Here is a 17,053-nt window from a genome sequence, read left to right on the forward strand (position 1 = left end):
GGTCACGGTTGCTCCCCGAGATTGCTGACACGGAACTTCTCCCCGATCTGGGCCCATTCGCGGAGTCCGACCAGTTCGAAGAAGGCAGTCGGCGACGTACCGGCATCGTCGGCGATGCCTCGCGCCCCTCCGAGCTTCTGCAACTCCTTCTGCATGGCGGTCGTTGCGGCCAGTAAGGGGGTGGTGGGGTGAATGGCAAGGCGGTAGCCCAGAGCGCGCAGCGTCGACTCGTCGACGGAGGGTGTCAACCCGCCGATGACCACGTTGAGGAGAAGTGGTGCTGAGACTTCGGTGGCGATCCGAGCGATTTCCTCGTGGCTGCGGGGGGCTTCGACGAAGATGACGTCAGCGCCGGCTTCGGCGTACCGGTTGGCCCGGGTGATAGCTTCGTCCAACCCCAGCGGTCCTCGGGCGTCGGTACGCGCGATGATCACCAGGTCCGGATCGGTTCGTGCCTCCAACGCGGCGGCCAGACGATCGCAGAACTCGTCTGCTGTGATGAGCTCCTTGTCGGGAAGGTGCCCACACTTCTTGGGGAAGGCCTGGTCTTCGAGCTGGATAGCCGCTACTCCGGCCTGTTCGTACTCCCGGATGGTCCGGGTCACATTGACCACGTTGCCGTAGCCGGTGTCGGCATCGGCAATCAGAGGAATCTCGCCGAGGGTGGTGGCGAGCATGCGGGCCCGATCGACCATTTCGGCAAGGGAGGTCAGCCCGATGTCCGGAAGTCCGAAGCCCGAGGCCGCGACTCCGGCGCCGGTCATGTATGCCGCCGAAAATCTCAGGGCACGCACGGCAGAGGCCGAGATGCCGTCATAGACGCCGGGTGCGGTGATCAGCTCGTCGGTGGCAAGGAGGTGCCGCAGAGTGCGGGCCGGGCTGGTCGTGGTTGAACGGTTCACAGACCCACCGCCGCACGAACGTCACCCTGAGAGGTGCTGTTCTTCACCTCTGCGCGAAGCCCCGCCTCCACGAGCAGGGGCAGGATCTGCTCCTGGTATTGGGCGATGCCTTCGTCGTAGTCGACCCAGCTCAAGGTGCAGCCGTCGAGCCCCGCCCGGGACAGGCCGAGGATCTTGTCGACGATCTGCTCCGGTGTTCCGATCAGAGGCTGCGCCGTGTAACCGGCAACCATGCTTGTCATCGCCGCTCGGGTGCTCATGTCCATCGCTTCGATGTTGGCCGCGGCGACGCCCATCATGTTGGCGGCGCCCTCCCAGTCACCGCGCTGATTGACGTAGTAGTCGAAGTAGTCCTGTGCTTCCTTTTCGGTGTCGGCACAGACGACGTACCCCATGCCCATCACCGCGATTTCGCGGCCGAACTCGCGAGCGGATTGCCGTACCACTTCGGCCTTCTGAGCATGCCCTGCAAGGTCGGGTGCCTGGATGAAGTTGACGTCCGCATGCTCGGCTGCAAAGGCCAATCCCTTACCGCTCGCACCGGCGCTCATGATCAGAGGGCCGGGTGCCTGCACCGGCTGCGGGGAAGAATGAAGGGCCGTTCCGCGGAAGTACGTGCCCTCGTAGTCGAACGTGTCCTCGGACCAGAGCCGCTTGATGATCGACACCCACTCGGCGGCGACGTCGTAGCGCTCGTCGTGCGGACGCTGGGGGATCCCGAACATCGCCAGCTCAGGTTCGTTCCAGCCCGCCACGACGTTGAGGCCGAATCGGCCTCCGCTGATGTGGTCCACGGTGGCTGCCTCCTTCGCGATTCGCAAAGGGTGCGCCGTGGGCACCTGGATGGTAGCGAGCACCTGGAGTCGCTCGGTGACGGCAGCAACAGCAGCGGCCCAGGTGAAGGCTTCGAAGGAACGGTCGTTGAAGTTGATGGCTCCGCCGGGCCCCTTCCAACGCGCTACAGGGACCATGGCATCGAGGCCGGCCGCATCGGCGGCGCGAGCGATTCGTTTGGTCTCGGCCCAGTCGACCTCGACGGTTCCCTCCGCGGAGGTCATCGAGCAACCGGAGCTCACGTTGACGCCGAATACTGCCAATTTGAACGCATTCTCGTTGTTCAGCAGGGGGGCATCGGTGCGGGATGTACTCAAGTCTTTCGTGCTCATTGCAGGCCTTTCCTCAACTCAGGGGCGTGGGGTTTAGACAGGGTTACGACGCGCTCCAGCCGCCGTCCACAGGGACGGCAGCTCCGGTCATGAAGGAGGCGTCGGACGACGCGAGGAAGACGACGACGGCGGCGACTTCGTCCGGAGTGCCCATACGCTTGATCAGTTGCCGGGCCACGAAGACCTCTTCCGCCTCCTTTTCGTGTCCCGGCCCCAGTGCTGCCTCCGCGTAAGTCCATGGCATGGGGGTGTCGATGGTTCCGGGGCACACGGCGTTGACACGGACGCCGTGAGGAGCAAGGTCCGCAGCCAACGCCCAGGTCAAACCGACAACTGCGGCCTTCGACGAGACGTAACTGGCTCCCGAGACCATGCCGACCAGACCGAGGACGGACGACTGATTCACGATCGCGCCCTTGGTGGCGATCAGGTGGGGCAGAGCCTCCTGCACGAGGAAGAACGGAGCGCGGGCGTTGATGCCGTAGATCCGGTCCCAGGCTTCCTCGGTGATCGAGTCGGGAGTACCACTGACCATGATGCCCGCGTTGTTGATCAGGGCATCGAGACGGCCGAACTCTTGGATCGATCGCTCCACCAGGCGAGCGCGGAAGGCGGCGTCGGTGATGTCACCAACCTCGGCCACCACCTTCCCCCCGAGGTGCGTCACCTCCCGGGCCACGTCGAGCAGCCCTTCCGGATCCACGTCGGTGAGGGTCATCGAGACGTTCTCGGCCGCCAACCTCCGTGCGATCGCACGACCGATCCCGCCCGCGGCGCCTGTCACCAGGGCCGATGCGCCTTCTTCGAATCTGCTCATGTTCTCTCCTGTCGGTACGGCTCCGGTCATTCCCAGAGAGGGGACTGCAATCGCCGAACCCGGTAGTTGTGATCCAAGACTCAACGATCGTCCTACGAAATCTAGGGACGTTTTAGTAGGCTGTCAATGGGTAAGTTGAGTCGAGGAAGAAACGTCAACGACCACTGACGCAGCCGATTGCCCCAAGGGGGTAGAGATGACGACGGAGACAGCCAAGCGACCCACCGCGGTCCAACGGGCAGTAGAGGCCATACGCGAGGGCGTACGAGTCGGACGCTTCGTCCCTGGCCAAAGGCTGATAGAACCCGACTTGATGCAGGAGCTGGGCGTTGGACGCAACGCTCTACGAGAGGCCCTGGCCCAGCTCGGCAGCGACGGGTTGGTGAAGCTGGAGCCGCATCGCGGTGCATCGATCCGTCGACTCACCCGCGAAGACGTCGCTCACTTCTATCAGGTGCGGGAAGTCCTCGAAGGTCTCAGCGCTCGACTCGCCGCGCAGAACATCGACGCCCCAGGACATCGCGAACGAGTGCTCTCCGCCATCGACAAGTCCCGTTCGATCGCTGCGGCCGGAGATCAGCCCACCTACTTCGACGAGAACTTCCGATTCCACCGGATCATCGTCGAGCTCAGCGGAAACCCAAGGTTGATCGAGTTGACCGATCGTCTCGAAACGCAGACCTTCCGGCTGCAGTTCCGCTCGGCAAAGTCGAACTTCGTCGACTACTCGATCGCAGAACACGAAGAGATCGCCGAAGCGATTCTGGCGGGAGACGGAAACCAAGCGGAGGATCTGATGCGCGCCCATCTGCGGCACACCTGCAGCGACATACTCAAACTTCCAACTCACGATTTCGCATGACGGGGACTCAGCGGCTGAGCGTGTACGCCCAACGACTCAATTACGGCACGGCCGGTATAACGTCCCCTTCGACGGGTGGCCATTGCGGATGGCCAATTCATCCTGGCGCTGAAAGCACGGGACACCTGACCCGAACTTCCCATAGCCCACCTCGACTTCAAGGGAGTGATCGCCGCGGGAGTGACCGGGACCTTGACTCCTCGGCGCTGCTTGCGACTAGAGATGGGGGATGCTCACCTCGCCCCGTTCGAGCGACGGTGCCAGTCCGACGACCCGGCCGTTGCTCGCCCGCGACGGGAGGACGCCGGATGGTTCCCCGAAGGGGTTACCAGGCCCTCGTGGGGTTCCGGCGTGGACAAGGTGGACAACACCGAACTCACTTGTGGCGACCTGGAACGCCATGTGGGCGAGTGGATCGACCTCGCGGGCGGTGCGAGTACGCCGCCTCCGCGCGGTGGATGCGGACCTGCTGGTGGTGACCGAGGGGCAACGTGACCTGCTCTCGGACGGCGGCCATGTCGCCGACGCCGGCACCCACGGGGGGTACGGCATCACCTCTCATCCCCGCCGGCGCAAGACCTTGCTGTGGTCGCGGTGGCCGCTCACCGAGATGGCGGCGCCGACGACCGGGGCGGGTGCCGGCCGGGGTTCTGACCGCACAGACCGTGACCTCGGTCGGTGCGGTGAGGGTCGTGGCGGTGTGTATCCCGTGGGCGAGTGCCCATGTGAGCACCGGGCGGCGGGACGCGACGACCTCACCCCCGCCGAGCAGGCCGCGCTCCCCGCCGAGGACGCCCTCACCTGCGCGGTCGCCCTCGAGCTCGACCTCAGCCCGCAGGAGGGGAACCCCCAGCGGCAAACCTCACGTGGTGGAGCCGGCGCTGCGCAAACAGAAGATTCGTGTCCGCTGGGGGCGTGCGGTGCGACAGCACCCCACCGGATCCGCCACGAGCAGCTGCCTCCCCGGCGGGGATAGGGGCCGACAACGTGCCTCGTGGGGTTGCCGCCCCGCTTCGCGCGGTTCATCCACGGCATCGGCGTGGCGGACAGACCCGAACGGTCGGGTCGCCGCCTTCAGTTGGTGGTCGGGATCACCGTGAGCGTGCCGGTGTACCCGGCGGTGCTGTTCGAGCCGAACGGGGTGTCGTTGACGACGGCGGCCGACCCCTGTCCGGAGACCTGCTCGAAGGCCATCACCGGGGGGTCCGTCGAGAGATCGATGGTGCCGTTCATCGTGGTCTGACTCGTGCTGGTGGTGGTGGTGGTGAAGGAGTGCTCGCCGGTGAAGGTGACGGTGGATCCCGACACCGTGTAGGTGCCTTCGAGGGGGTCGTTGTCGCCGGTCTGGTAGGTGAAGCGGCCGGAGTCGTAGAAGCTCCATTCTCCGTCCGCAATTCGGTTGTAGGCGTTCGCTTCCCATTGGGGTTGGCCGGCGGTCTGCCGGCCAGCATGTCGCTAGGCGACCAGCTTTGAACTGCGGAAACGCCGTGAAACCGCCATCCGCTCGCTCGAACAGCAGATCCGGCACATTCCGGTGCGTGCGGTTCCGCTCGGAACCGCACAGCCACATCGGCTGCGCCGCGATCCACATCACCTCGATGTCGAAATCGGCCAGCCACAACCGATCCAACTCCAACGGCTCTCGTAGAGGACATGACCGCCGTTGGTGGCCGACCAGAACATCCCCGCATAGTGCCGCCGACGCCGGTGACTCCACCCCCGCCGCACCGGCAGCCCCCGGATCATCCGACGCGGATCCGCCGCAGCGATCGTCGTCGCGACAGGAACACCGGTGTCCTGCACGTACCTGACCTCGACCTCGCTGGTCCGGGGCACTTTCCCCGGGTCCGCCACTGACACGAAATCGAGAAACTGACACCGGCGGTGAGAACCTACATGTCCTTTGCCATTTGATCTGAGGCACGAGAAGGTCGCTCACCTGCGGTGCCTCAGGAATGTGGCAAGACCGCTTGCTGGTGTTCTTGCCAGATTCTTGAGGCAAGTGGACGTCTGCGGGTGCCGGTGGGGTCGGATCGGTAGCGCTGGAGTTCGAGGGCGTGCTGCTGTTGGTTGACCCAGCTGACCAACGGGTCGTCGATGTTGTCGAACCGGATGTCGAGATCGAGGCGACGGCCGACCTCGGTGTAGAACTGGCGCAGTGTGGTCGTGCGGGGTGCGAGCGAGACCGCCTTGCTGGTCCAGGTGTCGGAGATCAGCAGCGCAGTCAGGGCAACTACTTCGGGGTAGTCGGCCATCTCGGTTTCGGGCCAGCCGGGTCGGTCGGGGAAGCAGATCCGCAGGCGGCGATCACGGTGGCTGGTGTGCTCTCCGCTGTCCGTCCAGCGGCGGATGATGCTGGTGGCGTCACGGTAGGCCGCTTCCGCGGCGAGCGTGCCGTGCCGACGGGCCAGGCGCCGATGCGTGCGTTGCGCGGTGAGCAGCTCGGGAATCGGGGTGATGTCGTACTGCGGCGTGCTGTGGCTGCCTCCGATCCAGAGTCTGTGGCGAGGGCAGACGTTGACGTGCCTGTCGGGGTAGACGATGACCGTGTCGAACACGTTGCGGCGGGCCGCGCAGAGTCGACAGAGGGCGCTGGGATAGCGATGTCGCGGTTCGGGTTCGGTCAATCCGCGCAATCTGTCGACCAGGGCGGCCACCGGCCAGCCGGTGACGATCGACAGCCACCGCGGGTCGGGGCGTTTTCCCGTCGTCGACCCGAGGAGGGGCTGCAGATCGGTGACGGTGATGTGGTTGACCGCTGCCAGCCGGCCCAGAAACGAGTGGAGCGCTTCGCCGCGAAATAGCGCGGTGGTGCGAGGAAGTTGTTGTCGAGGAACGAGGTCGAACCAGCGCTCGGTCATCGGTGTGTGCTGCTGGCTCGGCGGGTGGCCGATTCGACGGCGTGGTCGACGCGGACGGTGTCCATCAGGGCCCGGGTGATCTGTTCGGTGCCGTCGAGCACAGCGCGAATGGCGCTGGCGCGGATGAGGTGGCCGAGGCTGCCGATCATGCCGCCGGTGCGTTGGTGCAGGTATTTCGCGGCGGCGACCAGGGTTCCCTGCTGATGACGGTGCAGCCGCAGCGTCGCTTCCAAGCCGCCGACGAGCTGTTTCCACTCGGTGGTGCAGGGAAACGGTGTGGTGTTGATCAGCAGGGAACGGCCGGCGATCTGCTGACCGCGCACACCGGTGAACAACCCGGAGCGTTCGACGTCGATACCCGCGTAGACGAAGGTGGCCGGGAGGTGCTCGGTGAAGTACTTGAGGTGGTCGGACAGGTCCTCGCCGGCGCTGGTGGCCAGGTTCATGTTGTGGATTTCGTCGACCACGACGACGTCGGTGCGGGCGTCGATGAGGACCTGGCACACCGCGTCGGCGATGTCGGTGACGTTCTGCCGGGCGCGCATGGGTGGCAGCCCGAGGAAGCGGGCGAACTCCATGGCGAGCTTGCGTGGTGACCCCTTCGGGGGTGCGGTCACGTAGACGACGGGGATGCGGTTCGTGCCGGGGAACCGCATCTGGGTCCGCAACTCGTGGAACCGGCCCAACTGTTTGATCGCGGTGGTCTTGCCGGTGGCAGCGGGGCCGGAGACGATCAGTCCCCGTCGGGCCCCGATCTCCCGCTGGTTGAGCAGCGTCAGCAGTCGTCCCTCGTTGGTGATCTCGGTGATCGTGGAGGTGGTCACCACGACCAGTTCGGCGTGGTGGGCGATCCTCGCCTCGTCGTAGGCGACCCGTTCACGGTCGTCGAGGCTCTTCCAGTCCTGCTCGGGGAGCAACTCGAACTGCGACGGTTCGGCCTCGATGAACCGTCGCCATCCTTCGAGTGTGGTGGTCGGTTGGCGGCGGTTTTCCAGTTGGCTGACCGGGGTCAAAATGGCCACAATTCGGCTTCCTTCCGCGCATCGAACGTGGGCAGGGCGATGACCGTCGCGCACGGTTCGTCGGGGCCGGTGGCGGCCTCGCCTTGTGCTGTCTCGGCAGGTGAAGTGTCGACGGCTTCCGGTTCGGGATCGGGTTTCGGCCAGGACGGCTCGGTCGTTGCTCGGGTGCGTCCGGTGACCTTGCGATCACGCGGTGAGCGCCGCTCCGTCGAGGCCGCGACCGCTCCGGTCGGTCCCTGCTCGGCGCGGTCGAGCAGCTCGGCGGCGACCTGGGCGATCTCGGCTTCGGTGGCTTTGTCCTGCCCTCGTCGGTCGAGGATCGTTCGAGCGTGTTGCCAGGCCAGATCGCCGAAAGGCGCTGGAGCGGTGCGCAGGTGTGTCCACGTCGCGGTGATCCATCCGCCCTTGTGGTGGTTGCGCACCCAGATGCGGGAGATGTCGTACGGGTCGTGATGGATCTCCCAGCGGCCGGAGTGGGCCGTGATCCCGGAATGCTGGCGCCGATAGGGGTTCAGGGCCCGGGCATCGTAGGTGCGGCGATTGATTCGGATGCCGTAGGTGTTGATCGTGCGCCAGGTCATCGGGAGCAGTTCGATGTAGTCGTCGGCCGAGAGGGGCACCGGCACATAGCCGGCGACCTGCACAAGGGCGGCGTACTTTTCGTTCGGGGTCAGGGCGGTGCCCGGGGTGATGGGATCGCGCAGCCCGTCGTGGGGGCGGTGCTGCCAGACCGCGACCAGCCATTCGTCGAGTAGCGCTTGCAGTTCGGCCATCGACCAGACCGCGGATCGTTCGGCGTTCTTGCCGCGTCGCTCGACCGAGGAGCCGACATAGCCGGCGACGTACTGGGCGAACAAGGTGCTCACCGTCTGCAGGGTGCGTTCGACGACGGGTTTGTCGGTCGGGGTGTCCGGATGCGCCGGCTGCAGGCTGATGCCCAGGGTTCGGCAGGCCGTCCGGAAGGTCTGCGACAAGAACGCCTTGCCGTGGTCGACGACGATCGTCTCCGGAGCGATCACCGGCCGGGCCGCCGCGTCGGCCAGGCGCTGATCGACCTGGGTGAGGGTTCGGTGCGGCAGCACCGACCGGGACATGCGCAGCGCATCGCTCCACCCCGGCCGCATCGGTTCCGGTGTCAATGCTCGGCCCAGCAGCAGTGCCGCATCCACCGCCTTCGTCGTCGGTCGCAGCACCGCGGCCGGGACCGTGCGCGTGGCCAGATCGATCATCCCGGTCAGCTCGACCCGGTCCACCGTGCCGTCGTCGAGGACGACACGCACATCCAGTGGGGTGGAGTCGATCTGCACGATCTCCCCGGGTCGGGAAGTGGTGACCAGGCCGAACGGCCCGTCGGGTTGTTTGGCCAGGGAGCGGCGGGTGCGTGCCGAGCCGAAGGTGTGCTGACCCGCCGACAGGCGGGCCACGAGACGGTAGAAGGTGCGCTGCGCCGGCAGCGCGGGCGCGTCGGGACCATGCAGTTCGGTCAAGAGCTGACCGACGCGGCGATGCAACCGCGCCACGGTGCCGGTGGACCGGTCCGTTTCCCCGGCAATCGCTGTGCGGGTGGCCTCGACGATGCGCGGATCGATCCGGCCCGTCGGAGACATCCGTCGCGCGAAACGTCGGTCGACCAGGCCCCAGAGTCCGTCACGTTCGTAGGCCAGACGCATCCGCTGCACGGTCGCCAGGCTGACCTCGGTCCCCGCAGCGGCCAACTCCCGGACCTTCGCCTGTTCTCGCTGCCGCATCGTCGTGGTCGCCGGGTCATAATCCTTGGTGCCCGCGGCCGTGGGCGCAGCGTCCGGTGGCCGGCCCGTAATCAGCTCGAGGACGTGACGTTCCCACCACCGGACCTGCTCGGCGACCTCGGCCGGCAGGTCGGCCAACCGACCGGAGGGCGGCAGCGGCGCATGGCGCGAGGTCAGCAGCTCGAAACTCGCATCGGCCAGGATCTGCCCGGTCGGGACCGTGGACACCACTCCGGCCACGTCCCGGATGCGGACATCGAACCCGATCACCTCGACCACCTCGTGGTCGCGTCCACCGACCCGGAAAAGACAACCCGGCGCAAGCACGTCGGCTCGGGCGGTCAACGGCCGGGCCCGATCAGCGAGGTGGGCCCGAGCAACTCCGTGTCGGGCAAGGTCACCAGCTTCTGGTGCCAGAGCAGGTGAAACAGGGTCGGCAACACCTCGATCGGATCGCCTGCATCCTCGGCGCCGAGCCAGAGCGGCCGCGGCACGGCGAAGATCTCGGCCAGCCTCGTGGCCAGCCCCGCCCGTCGGCAGCGGAGGTGCCGATAACCCGACAGCCACCGTAGATTCGCCGCCCGCACCCGGTTCATCTCACCGAGTCGGCGGTACTGCCAACCGAGCAACTCGCACACCGCCGCCGTCGTGTCGAACACCATCTGATCCTCGGCGTCGATCCGAGTATCGGCGCGCACGTCCACCACGACCGCTCCGCCGTCACGCAGCCGCAGGAAGTAATCGGGAGTGTGCCGCTTGATTCTCTTCGCTCGCCACGACAACCGAAACGGCTGCGAACCGATCCCCGTCACCTCAGGGCACGAGTCGAAGGCGATCAGCCAGTCCCGCTCCATCCAGGACTCGAACCCGACATGCGAACCCGTCGTCGCCGACCACCACAGGCCGGGAAAGCTCCGCTGCCCCCGATACGACGGGAATCCGCGCACCGGCGGCGCATCTTCGAACCGCACCGTCGCACACGTCAACAACGGAACCTCACACCGCTGTCCGCCCGGGCCCACGAACTCGACTCGATAGTCCTCCCCGGCCCCTACGGCAGCGACACCAGCCAAGGCAACAGCCTCCAGAACACGCAGGTAGGAAACGGTCTGCCTCAACTTAGTGGCAAAAACCCGGCACTTGCCTCAGACACACTGGCAATGCCTCAGCTCAACTGGCAAAGGACACTACAAAAACGGCGAATCGGACGCTTTTCGCGAGCTGGGGGTATGTCACTCCCGGTTTGTGCGGGGTCGGACATGAAAATTCCCATTTACGCAGTTATCTTCGCGAACCCCGAGGTGAGCACACTTTCGGTCGCCGGGACGGTGTCGGCGCCGTCCGGTACCGTGCCCACCCGTGGATATGGAGACCGAACCCGCTCGCGGTACCCGCGACCCCGGCGGGTGTCGGTTCCCGATCGAGGTGGCGGATTCCCATGAGAAGTGGCGGGTCGGTGGCGGGTTCCCACCTGAAGTGGCGAAGATGTTCCGGTGCTGACTGCTTCTGAGCTCCGAGACGATGCGAGTGCCTGGGGTGATTCCTGGGTCGAGGTGGAGTTCGTGACGTTGTCCGGTGACCGGCGGAGGCTGCCGTGGCAGTCGTTTCCGCAGGTCGCCGCGGAGATCGGGGGTCCGGTGCGGTCGTTCTCGTCGTACCGGGGCCAGAAGAACTTCCCCGGCTGGTACTGGTCGGCGACGCTGGGCCGGCGGATCGGGTTCGAGTCGTGGGTGGAGCGGGATCATCTGGTGGCGTTGGATTTCGACCCGGCCGTGTCGGATGTGGTGTCGCAGCCGTTCACGCTGCTGTGGGACGCCGGCACGCGCCGGAAGCGGCGGCACACCCCGGATTTCCTGGTCCGGCTCGACAACGGGCGCACCCTGGTGCTGGATTCCCGGCCGTCCGAGCGGATCAAGGACCGGGATCGGGAAGCGTTCGCGGCGACGGCACGGGCCTGCGGCGATGTCGGCTGGGAGTATGCGGTGTGGGACCGGCTGGACCCGGTGTTGGCGGCGAACCACCGTTGGTTGGGCGGCTACCGGCATCCCCGCTGTTTCGACGAGCCGACGGCGCGGGACCTGCTGCAGGTGTTCGCGTGCCCGCGGCCGCTGCTCGACGGTGCGGAGGCGGCCGGGGATCCGCTGGGCACCTTGCCGGTGCTCTATCACTTGATGTGGCGGCGTTGGCTGCTCGCGGATCTGGCGCTGGTGTTGTCACATCGGACGGTGGTGCGGGTGTCGCCGCACGTGGCGGATCCGGCGAGTGCCTGGTCGGTGACGGTGTCCGAGCAGGCGTGGTGATGAGGTCGCAACGTCCGGTGGTGTCGGTCGGCGACCAGGTCGTGTTCGAGGGCATGGCGCACGCGGTCGTCGCGATCTCGGGTACCAAGATCCGCTTGTTGTCCGAGGCGGGCGAATCGAGCGTGGTGGCGTTGTCGTTCCTGCTGGCAGCGGAGGACTTCGAACTGGTCGGTGCGGCTCCGGCACCGAAGATCGAACCGATCAACTTGCTCGCATCGCTGCCGGAGAAGGTGCTGGAGACGGCCAGGGACTGGGAACGTCACGTGATCGAGGTCGAGACGGGCCGGCTTCCGGACGCTCCGGAGGATTCGGAGCCACGGCGGGGTTACGACCCGACGGTGTTCTCGCTGAAGTCGCGGCAGACGCGAAAGGCCGAGGAGCTGACCGCGGCCGGGCGCAAGACCAGCGCCCGCACGGTCGAGCGGATGCGGCGGCGCTACCGTGAGCAGGGGTTGTGGGGGCTGGTCGACACCCGCTACACCAGGACGGCCGAGCCGACCGGGCAGGTCGACCCGCGGGTGATTGCTGCGGCGACGGCCGTGATCGACGCCCAGACCGGCACGTCGACGGGCACGAAGTCGCGGGTCATCGCGAGGGTGCAGCGGATGCTCGACGACGAGTACGGGCCCGGGGTGGTGCCGATTCCGTCGAGGACGACGTTCTACCGGCTGCTGGAGGTGCTGGCCAAGGGCCGGCACACGTTCGGTTCGGCGCTCACCCGCCGGTCGGTGGCGCACAAGCCCGACAAGGTCTACACCCCGGCCACCGCGGCGCGGCCGGGGGAGCTGGTGCATCTGGACACCACCCCGATCGATGTGATGGCGGTGATGGACAACGGGGTGATCGGTCGTGCCGAGCTCGTGCTGGCCGTCGATATCTCCACCCGCAGCATCTGCGCGGGAGTGCTACGGCCGGTCGGCGCGAAGGCCGTCGATGCTGCGCTGATGCTGGCTCGGATGACCGTTCCCGAGCCGATGCGGCCGGGCTGGGACCAGGCGCTGGCGCTGGCGGCGTCGCGGATTCCGTATCAGCGGCTGGTGGCGCTGGACGCGCGGATGGCGATGGCGGCCGCCAAACCGGTGATCGTCCCGGACACCGTCGTGATCGACCACGGCAAGGTGTTCATGTCGGAGGTGTTCGCCCGCGCCGCGGACACCTTGGGCATCTCGGTGCAGCCCGCGCACGTGCTGACCCCGACCGACAAGGCCATCGTCGAACGCACCTTCGCCTCGATCAATACCCTGTTCTGCCAGCATGTTTCCGGCTACACCGGCCGCGACGTCACCCGACGCGGCACCGACGTCGACGAGCGCGCCACCTGGTCGCTGGCGGATCTGCAGGAGTTGTTCGACGAATGGGTGCTGGCCGGTTGGCAGACCCGCCCCCACGAGGGACTGCGGCACCCCTTCACCCCCACCGAGAACGCGTCACCGAACGATGTCTACGCGGCGCTGATCGCCGCGGCCGGGTATGTCCCGGTCACCTTGACCGGCGAGGACTATATCGAGTTGTTGCCGGCGCAATGGCGCGCCATCGGCGATACCGGTGTTCAGATCGACTACCGCACCTACAACAGCAGCGAGCTGCGGGGTTTCGCCGGTGAATCCTCGGGCATCGTCACCAAGGGCGGCCGCTGGGAAGTCCATTACGACCCCTACGACGTCTCGCGGGTCTGGGTCCGAAACCACCGCGGCAGCGGCTGGATCACTGTCCCGTGGACGCACCGGAACATCGTGCGGCAGCCGTTCGCCGATTTCACCTGGCGCGCAGCACGGAAACTGGCAGCGCAGCGCGGCGTCGACGACGCCAACGAGATGGCGGTCGCGCTGATCCTGGCCGCGCTGCTGCGCCGCGCCGAAGCCGGACCCGACACCACCCGCCGTCCGCTGGCTCGCCATGTGTGCACCCGCGAGATGCCCAACCACCTGCCCGTGGAGGTCACCGAGGTGGGCCGATGGCCCACCGCCCTGCCCGAACCGGCCAGGCCCCCGGCCTTGCCGCCCGCACCGCCGGCCCAGGCGGAATCGGATCCGACGATCGAGGCCGACGCCGAGACCGTGGTGCCGTTCGGGCTGCTCGATGCCTTCGACGAGCAGGAAGGCCGCTGGTGAGCTCCATACATCTCGATGCCCGGCACCCGCTGGCCACCAAGGAGGGCTGGTCGTCGTTCGTCGGCACGGCCCATCCTCAACCACCGCAGATGCTCTCCGGCAGCGATCGTGAGCGGATGGACGAGCTCGAGCGGGAACTCTACGACGAGGCCCGGCAGGACTATCACTCGTCGTTGCTGCTGGTCGCCACTCCCGACATCCGCAAGGTTCTGCACACCGGGCAGAAGCTGATCGTCAACAACCGCGGCAAGCAGCTCGGCCGGCGGGGATTGCTGGTCTCCGGCGGCAGCGGCACCGGAAAATCGACGTCGATCACGCATTTGGGCCGGCGGTTCCAGCTCGACTTCGAACGCCGCAATCCCGGGATCCCCGACCGCATCCCGGTGGTCTACATCGTGATCCCACCCGACGCCGACCCGAAGGCCCTGGCCGGGGAGATGGCGGTGTTCCTGGGACTGCCCGTCGGCCGCCACGACTCCCCACAAGCCCTCGCGCACGCGGTCGCCGCGGTGATGCGCCGGGCCGGCACCCGGCTGGTTCTGGTCGATGAGATCCACCGGTTAGATCTGTCGACAAAGAAGGGAAAAGATGCATCCGACCAGCTGAAATACTTCTTCGACTCGATCTCCGCCACGTTCGTCTACTCCGGTCTGGACCTGGAAGAAACCAACCTGTTCTCCGGGGTCCGGGGCCGGCAGATCGCCGGCCGGTTCATCCCGGTCACCACCGGGCCGTTCTCCTACCACACCGTCGCCGCCAAGAACGACTGGAAGAAACTGGTCGCCACGATGGAGCAGTCACTGCGGCTGCACCACCACACACCCGGAACCCTGATCGCCTGGGCACCCTACCTGCACGCCCGCACCGGCGGCATGATCGGCAGCCTCGATCAGCTGATCTACGAGGCCGCCAACGACGCCATCAGCGACGGCACCGAGAAGATCACCAAAGCCCACCTCGAAGCGGTCATCCTCGACATCGCTGCGGGCAATCAGTACGACCCGCGTCGCAAGCCGCTGTCATGACCGTTCTCGCGCTCTGGCACAAGCCCGCCGTCCCGCTGCCGTTCCGGGTTCGTCCCGTCCGCGGCGAGACGACCCTGTCATTCGTGTTCCGGCTCGCTGCCGCGAACGAACTGGTCAGGCCGACAACATTGCTCCGGTCGATCGGGCACCCGGACAACACCAGCCCTGACCAATTCATGGTCCTCAAGAACTGGGACGCCCAGCTCAACCTCGCCGCCCGAGAACGGCTCGCGATATTCGCCGGCATCCCGCTCGAGCGGCTGGCACGCAGCCTGCCGATGCCGGGCCTGCGGCACGGCACCACCGCCCTCGCCACACCCAGCCTGCATTTCGCCGGTGTCCGCGCAACTACGCGGACGCACTGCCCTCGCTGCGTCGCACAGATTCCCGGCACTCCCGTGATCAGGGTCTACTCGTCGGCGGCCGACAGCTACTGCCGTCGGCATCAGCTCTGGCTCGGGGAGTGCGCCGCCCAGCCGCCGGTGAACCTCAGCTCCGCACCCGAGATCGCGAAAGCGCTCCACCGCCGCGACAAGCTGCTTCGCAGCGACGACGACCCCGACTGGATTTCCAGCCACGTCAATACCGCCCAAGACATCATGCTCGCCTGGCGGTGCAACCCCGATCCGCTCCTGCAACGGCGGCTCACCCGGCGATGGAACGAGCGTGACGCCACGGTCAAGGCCGCCAACCACGCCCACCAGCTGCTGCCGACCCGACTGCTCGTTCTGCCCGAATCGGTGATCCTCGCCGAGATCCTGACCGATCCGACCTGGCGTCGCCGGATCGGGCTCGCGGAGCTGGTCCACGAACAGCGACCGTTCTACCTGCACATCGCCCACCGTCTCGGATTCCGCGGCTGGACCGCAGGCCTGCACACCGCCAACGACCCCCTACGCCGCTGGGTCGACCAACACCAAGCCCAGCACCGAAACACCTACAGATTCACCTCCCGACACCCCGCCCCGGTCCGATGACACACCCAGGACCGCCACGCGCACGAATCGACCACCCCGACCAGAAATCCGCCACTTCAGATGGGAATCAACGACACATGGCAGCACGGACCCCGCATGGCGAGCCGCAGTTCACCGAGGGTCAGCCTCGCCACACCAGACGGGACCTGACAGCGGGGCCCGCGCTGCCGGAGATCGCGCCCGCCGCGGCGGCGCGGATCGCGGAGTCGGTGGCGTCGGCGCGGGCCGCCGGCACCCGCCGCACCTACGCCTCGGCGTGGCGGGCCTTCACCACCTGGTGCGCCCATGAGGGCCATGTCGCGGTGCCGGCGCATCCGGTCACCGTCGCCGCCTACCTGATCGCGTGCGCCGACACCGTCACCGAGGCGGGGGAGCGGGCCTACGCCCCGGCGACCCTGGCGCATCGCCTCGCCGCGATCGCCCACCACCACCGCACCGCCGGGCACCCCAGTCCCACCGGGGACGATCTGGTCCGCCAAGCGATGTCCGGGATCCGCCGCGGCTACGCCACCGCCGGCGACCGTCCCCGTACTCCGCGGGCGCCGCTGCTCACCGCCGACATCGTGGCGATCGTCGACAAAGCTCGCGCCGACTGCCAGGGCTGGGCGGACGAAGTGGTCGAACGCCGTGATGCTGCGATTCTGCTGTTGGGCTTCGCCGGGGCGTTCCGGCGCAGCGAACTCGTGGCGCTGAACTGTGGAGATGTGGCGTTGCACCGGCTCGACGGGCTGCATATCCGCCTGCGTAAATCCAAGACCGATCAGGAGGGACGCGGCACCGTCCGGGCCCTGCCGTTCACGCACGGCCACACCAGTTGTCCGCCGTGCGCGTTCGTGCGGTGGGCGCAGGTGGTCGCCGCCCACGACGCCGGCGGCCGGCCCGCGGTGATCCGGCTGCTGCGGACTGCGGAGCCGTTCGCGGCGCACGTGTGCCGCAGCCCCCGCCCCCGCACCACGTTCGGGGCGCCGTTGCTGCGCGCGATCCGCCGCAACGGCAACCTCTCCGACACCGCGCTGTCGGGGGCGGCGGTGCACCACGCGATCCGCCGCCGCGCCGAACAGGCCGGCTACGACCCCGAGCTCGTGCAGCAGCTCGGTGGGCATTCGCTGCGGGCCGGGTTCGTCACCCAGGCCTTCCGCAACGGCGCGAGCGCGCACGCGATCATGCGCCAGACCGGGCACACCACCCCCGCCATGCTCGAGACCTACGCCCGCGAGCACGCCCCGCTCCTGGGCAACGCTGTCACGAATTTGGGTTTGTAG

The 17,053-nt window shown here is 67.2% G+C and carries 15 protein-coding genes; 7 read left to right on the top strand and 8 right to left on the bottom strand.

Annotated features, from left to right (window positions below):
* Positions 1 to 2 precede the first annotated feature (2 nt).
* From M1M07_RS10555 to M1M07_RS10565, 3 genes are read right to left on the bottom strand one after another with little or no spacing between them, the layout of a single operon-like run.
* On the bottom strand, positions 3 to 902 hold the full coding sequence (locus tag M1M07_RS10555; protein ID WP_248674103.1) for an isocitrate lyase/PEP mutase family protein: 900 nt from the start codon (positions 900 to 902) through the stop codon (positions 3 to 5).
* Positions 899 to 2,068, bottom strand: coding sequence for an LLM class flavin-dependent oxidoreductase (locus tag M1M07_RS10560; RefSeq protein WP_248674104.1), 1,170 nt, complete (start codon positions 2,066 to 2,068; stop codon positions 899 to 901). Before M1M07_RS10560 ends, M1M07_RS10555 begins: the two co-directional genes overlap by 4 nt.
* A 43-nt stretch (positions 2,069 to 2,111) precedes the next feature.
* Positions 2,112 to 2,885, bottom strand: a complete 774-nt coding sequence (locus M1M07_RS10565) for an SDR family NAD(P)-dependent oxidoreductase (RefSeq protein WP_248674105.1) — start codon at positions 2,883 to 2,885, stop codon at positions 2,112 to 2,114.
* A 196-nt stretch (positions 2,886 to 3,081) separates the two neighbouring features.
* On the opposite strand from M1M07_RS10565, the gene M1M07_RS10570 reads away from it, so the two are divergent.
* Together M1M07_RS10570 and M1M07_RS10575 are read left to right on the top strand one after the other, a co-directional pair.
* On the top strand, positions 3,082 to 3,747 hold the full coding sequence (locus M1M07_RS10570) for a GntR family transcriptional regulator (RefSeq protein WP_248674106.1): 666 nt from the start codon (positions 3,082 to 3,084) through the stop codon (positions 3,745 to 3,747).
* A 382-nt stretch (positions 3,748 to 4,129) separates the two neighbouring features.
* Entirely contained in the window at positions 4,130 to 4,723 is a 594-nt protein-coding gene (locus M1M07_RS10575) for a hypothetical protein (RefSeq protein ID WP_248674107.1), read from the top strand.
* Between the two features lie 98 nt (positions 4,724 to 4,821).
* On the opposite strand, the gene M1M07_RS10580 is transcribed toward M1M07_RS10575, so the two are convergent.
* The 5 genes from M1M07_RS10580 to M1M07_RS10600 all read right to left on the bottom strand — a co-directional run bounded on the left by M1M07_RS10580 (position 4,822) and on the right by M1M07_RS10600 (position 10,349).
* Positions 4,822 to 5,055: a hypothetical protein gene (locus M1M07_RS10580; protein ID WP_248674108.1), complete on the bottom strand. Its 234-nt coding sequence runs from the start codon at positions 5,053 to 5,055 to the stop codon at positions 4,822 to 4,824.
* Between the two features lie 641 nt (positions 5,056 to 5,696).
* Entirely contained in the window at positions 5,697 to 6,608 is a 912-nt protein-coding gene (locus tag M1M07_RS10585) for a hypothetical protein (protein WP_248674109.1), read from the bottom strand.
* Positions 6,605 to 7,630 carry an ATP-binding protein gene (locus tag M1M07_RS10590; protein ID WP_248674110.1) on the bottom strand — a complete coding sequence of 342 codons (1,026 nt, stop codon included), beginning with the start codon at positions 7,628 to 7,630 and terminating at the stop codon, positions 6,605 to 6,607. Before M1M07_RS10590 ends, M1M07_RS10585 begins: the two co-directional genes overlap by 4 nt.
* Complete coding sequence (locus M1M07_RS10595; protein ID WP_248674111.1) at positions 7,618 to 9,648, bottom strand: Mu transposase C-terminal domain-containing protein; 2,031 nt, start codon at positions 9,646 to 9,648, stop codon at positions 7,618 to 7,620. Before M1M07_RS10595 ends, M1M07_RS10590 begins: the two co-directional genes overlap by 13 nt.
* A gap of 71 nt (positions 9,649 to 9,719) precedes the next feature.
* Positions 9,720 to 10,349 (bottom strand): TnsA-like heteromeric transposase endonuclease subunit, encoded by a 630-nt coding sequence (locus M1M07_RS10600; protein WP_248674112.1) that lies wholly within the window; start codon positions 10,347 to 10,349, stop codon positions 9,720 to 9,722.
* A gap of 591 nt (positions 10,350 to 10,940) precedes the next feature.
* On the opposite strand from M1M07_RS10600, the gene M1M07_RS10605 reads away from it, so the two are divergent.
* The 5 genes from M1M07_RS10605 (at position 10,941) to M1M07_RS10625 (ending at position 17,053) form a co-directional block, all read left to right on the top strand.
* Positions 10,941 to 11,678 (top strand): TnsA-like heteromeric transposase endonuclease subunit, encoded by a 738-nt coding sequence (locus tag M1M07_RS10605; protein WP_248674113.1) that lies wholly within the window; start codon positions 10,941 to 10,943, stop codon positions 11,676 to 11,678.
* On the top strand, positions 11,678 to 13,789 hold the full coding sequence (locus M1M07_RS10610; RefSeq protein ID WP_248674114.1) for a Mu transposase C-terminal domain-containing protein: 2,112 nt from the start codon (positions 11,678 to 11,680) through the stop codon (positions 13,787 to 13,789). The genes M1M07_RS10605 and M1M07_RS10610 overlap by 1 nt, the downstream gene beginning before the upstream one ends.
* Entirely contained in the window at positions 13,786 to 14,814 is a 1,029-nt protein-coding gene (locus tag M1M07_RS10615; RefSeq protein ID WP_248674115.1) for a TniB family NTP-binding protein, read from the top strand. The genes M1M07_RS10610 and M1M07_RS10615 overlap by 4 nt, the downstream gene beginning before the upstream one ends.
* Entirely contained in the window at positions 14,811 to 15,791 is a 981-nt protein-coding gene (locus tag M1M07_RS10620) for a TniQ family protein (protein WP_248674116.1), read from the top strand. The genes M1M07_RS10615 and M1M07_RS10620 overlap by 4 nt, the downstream gene beginning before the upstream one ends.
* Positions 15,792 to 15,868: 77 nt before the next feature.
* Positions 15,869 to 17,053, top strand: coding sequence for a site-specific integrase (locus M1M07_RS10625; RefSeq protein ID WP_248674117.1), 1,185 nt, complete (start codon positions 15,869 to 15,871; stop codon positions 17,051 to 17,053).

The organism is Rhodococcus sp. HM1, assembly GCF_023218075.1.
Classification (GTDB): Bacteria; Actinomycetota; Actinomycetes; order Mycobacteriales; family Mycobacteriaceae; genus Rhodococcus.

Excerpts from the sequence above, each read along its gene's own strand:
- M1M07_RS10565 (WP_248674105.1), bottom strand. The coding sequence starts at position 2,885 with ATGAGCAGATTCGAAGAAGGCGCATCGGCCCTGGTGACAGGCGCCGCG.
- M1M07_RS10570 (WP_248674106.1), top strand. The coding sequence starts at position 3,082 with ATGACGACGGAGACAGCCAAGCGACCCACCGCGGTCCAACGGGCAGTA.
- M1M07_RS10610 (WP_248674114.1), top strand. The coding sequence starts at position 11,678 with ATGAGGTCGCAACGTCCGGTGGTGTCGGTCGGCGACCAGGTCGTGTTC.
- M1M07_RS10620 (WP_248674116.1), top strand. The coding sequence starts at position 14,811 with ATGACCGTTCTCGCGCTCTGGCACAAGCCCGCCGTCCCGCTGCCGTTC.
- M1M07_RS10560 (WP_248674104.1), bottom strand. The coding sequence starts at position 2,068 with ATGAGCACGAAAGACTTGAGTACATCCCGCACCGATGCCCCCCTGCTG.
- M1M07_RS10585 (WP_248674109.1), bottom strand. The coding sequence starts at position 6,608 with ATGACCGAGCGCTGGTTCGACCTCGTTCCTCGACAACAACTTCCTCGC.
- M1M07_RS10625 (WP_248674117.1), top strand. The coding sequence starts at position 15,869 with ATGGCAGCACGGACCCCGCATGGCGAGCCGCAGTTCACCGAGGGTCAG.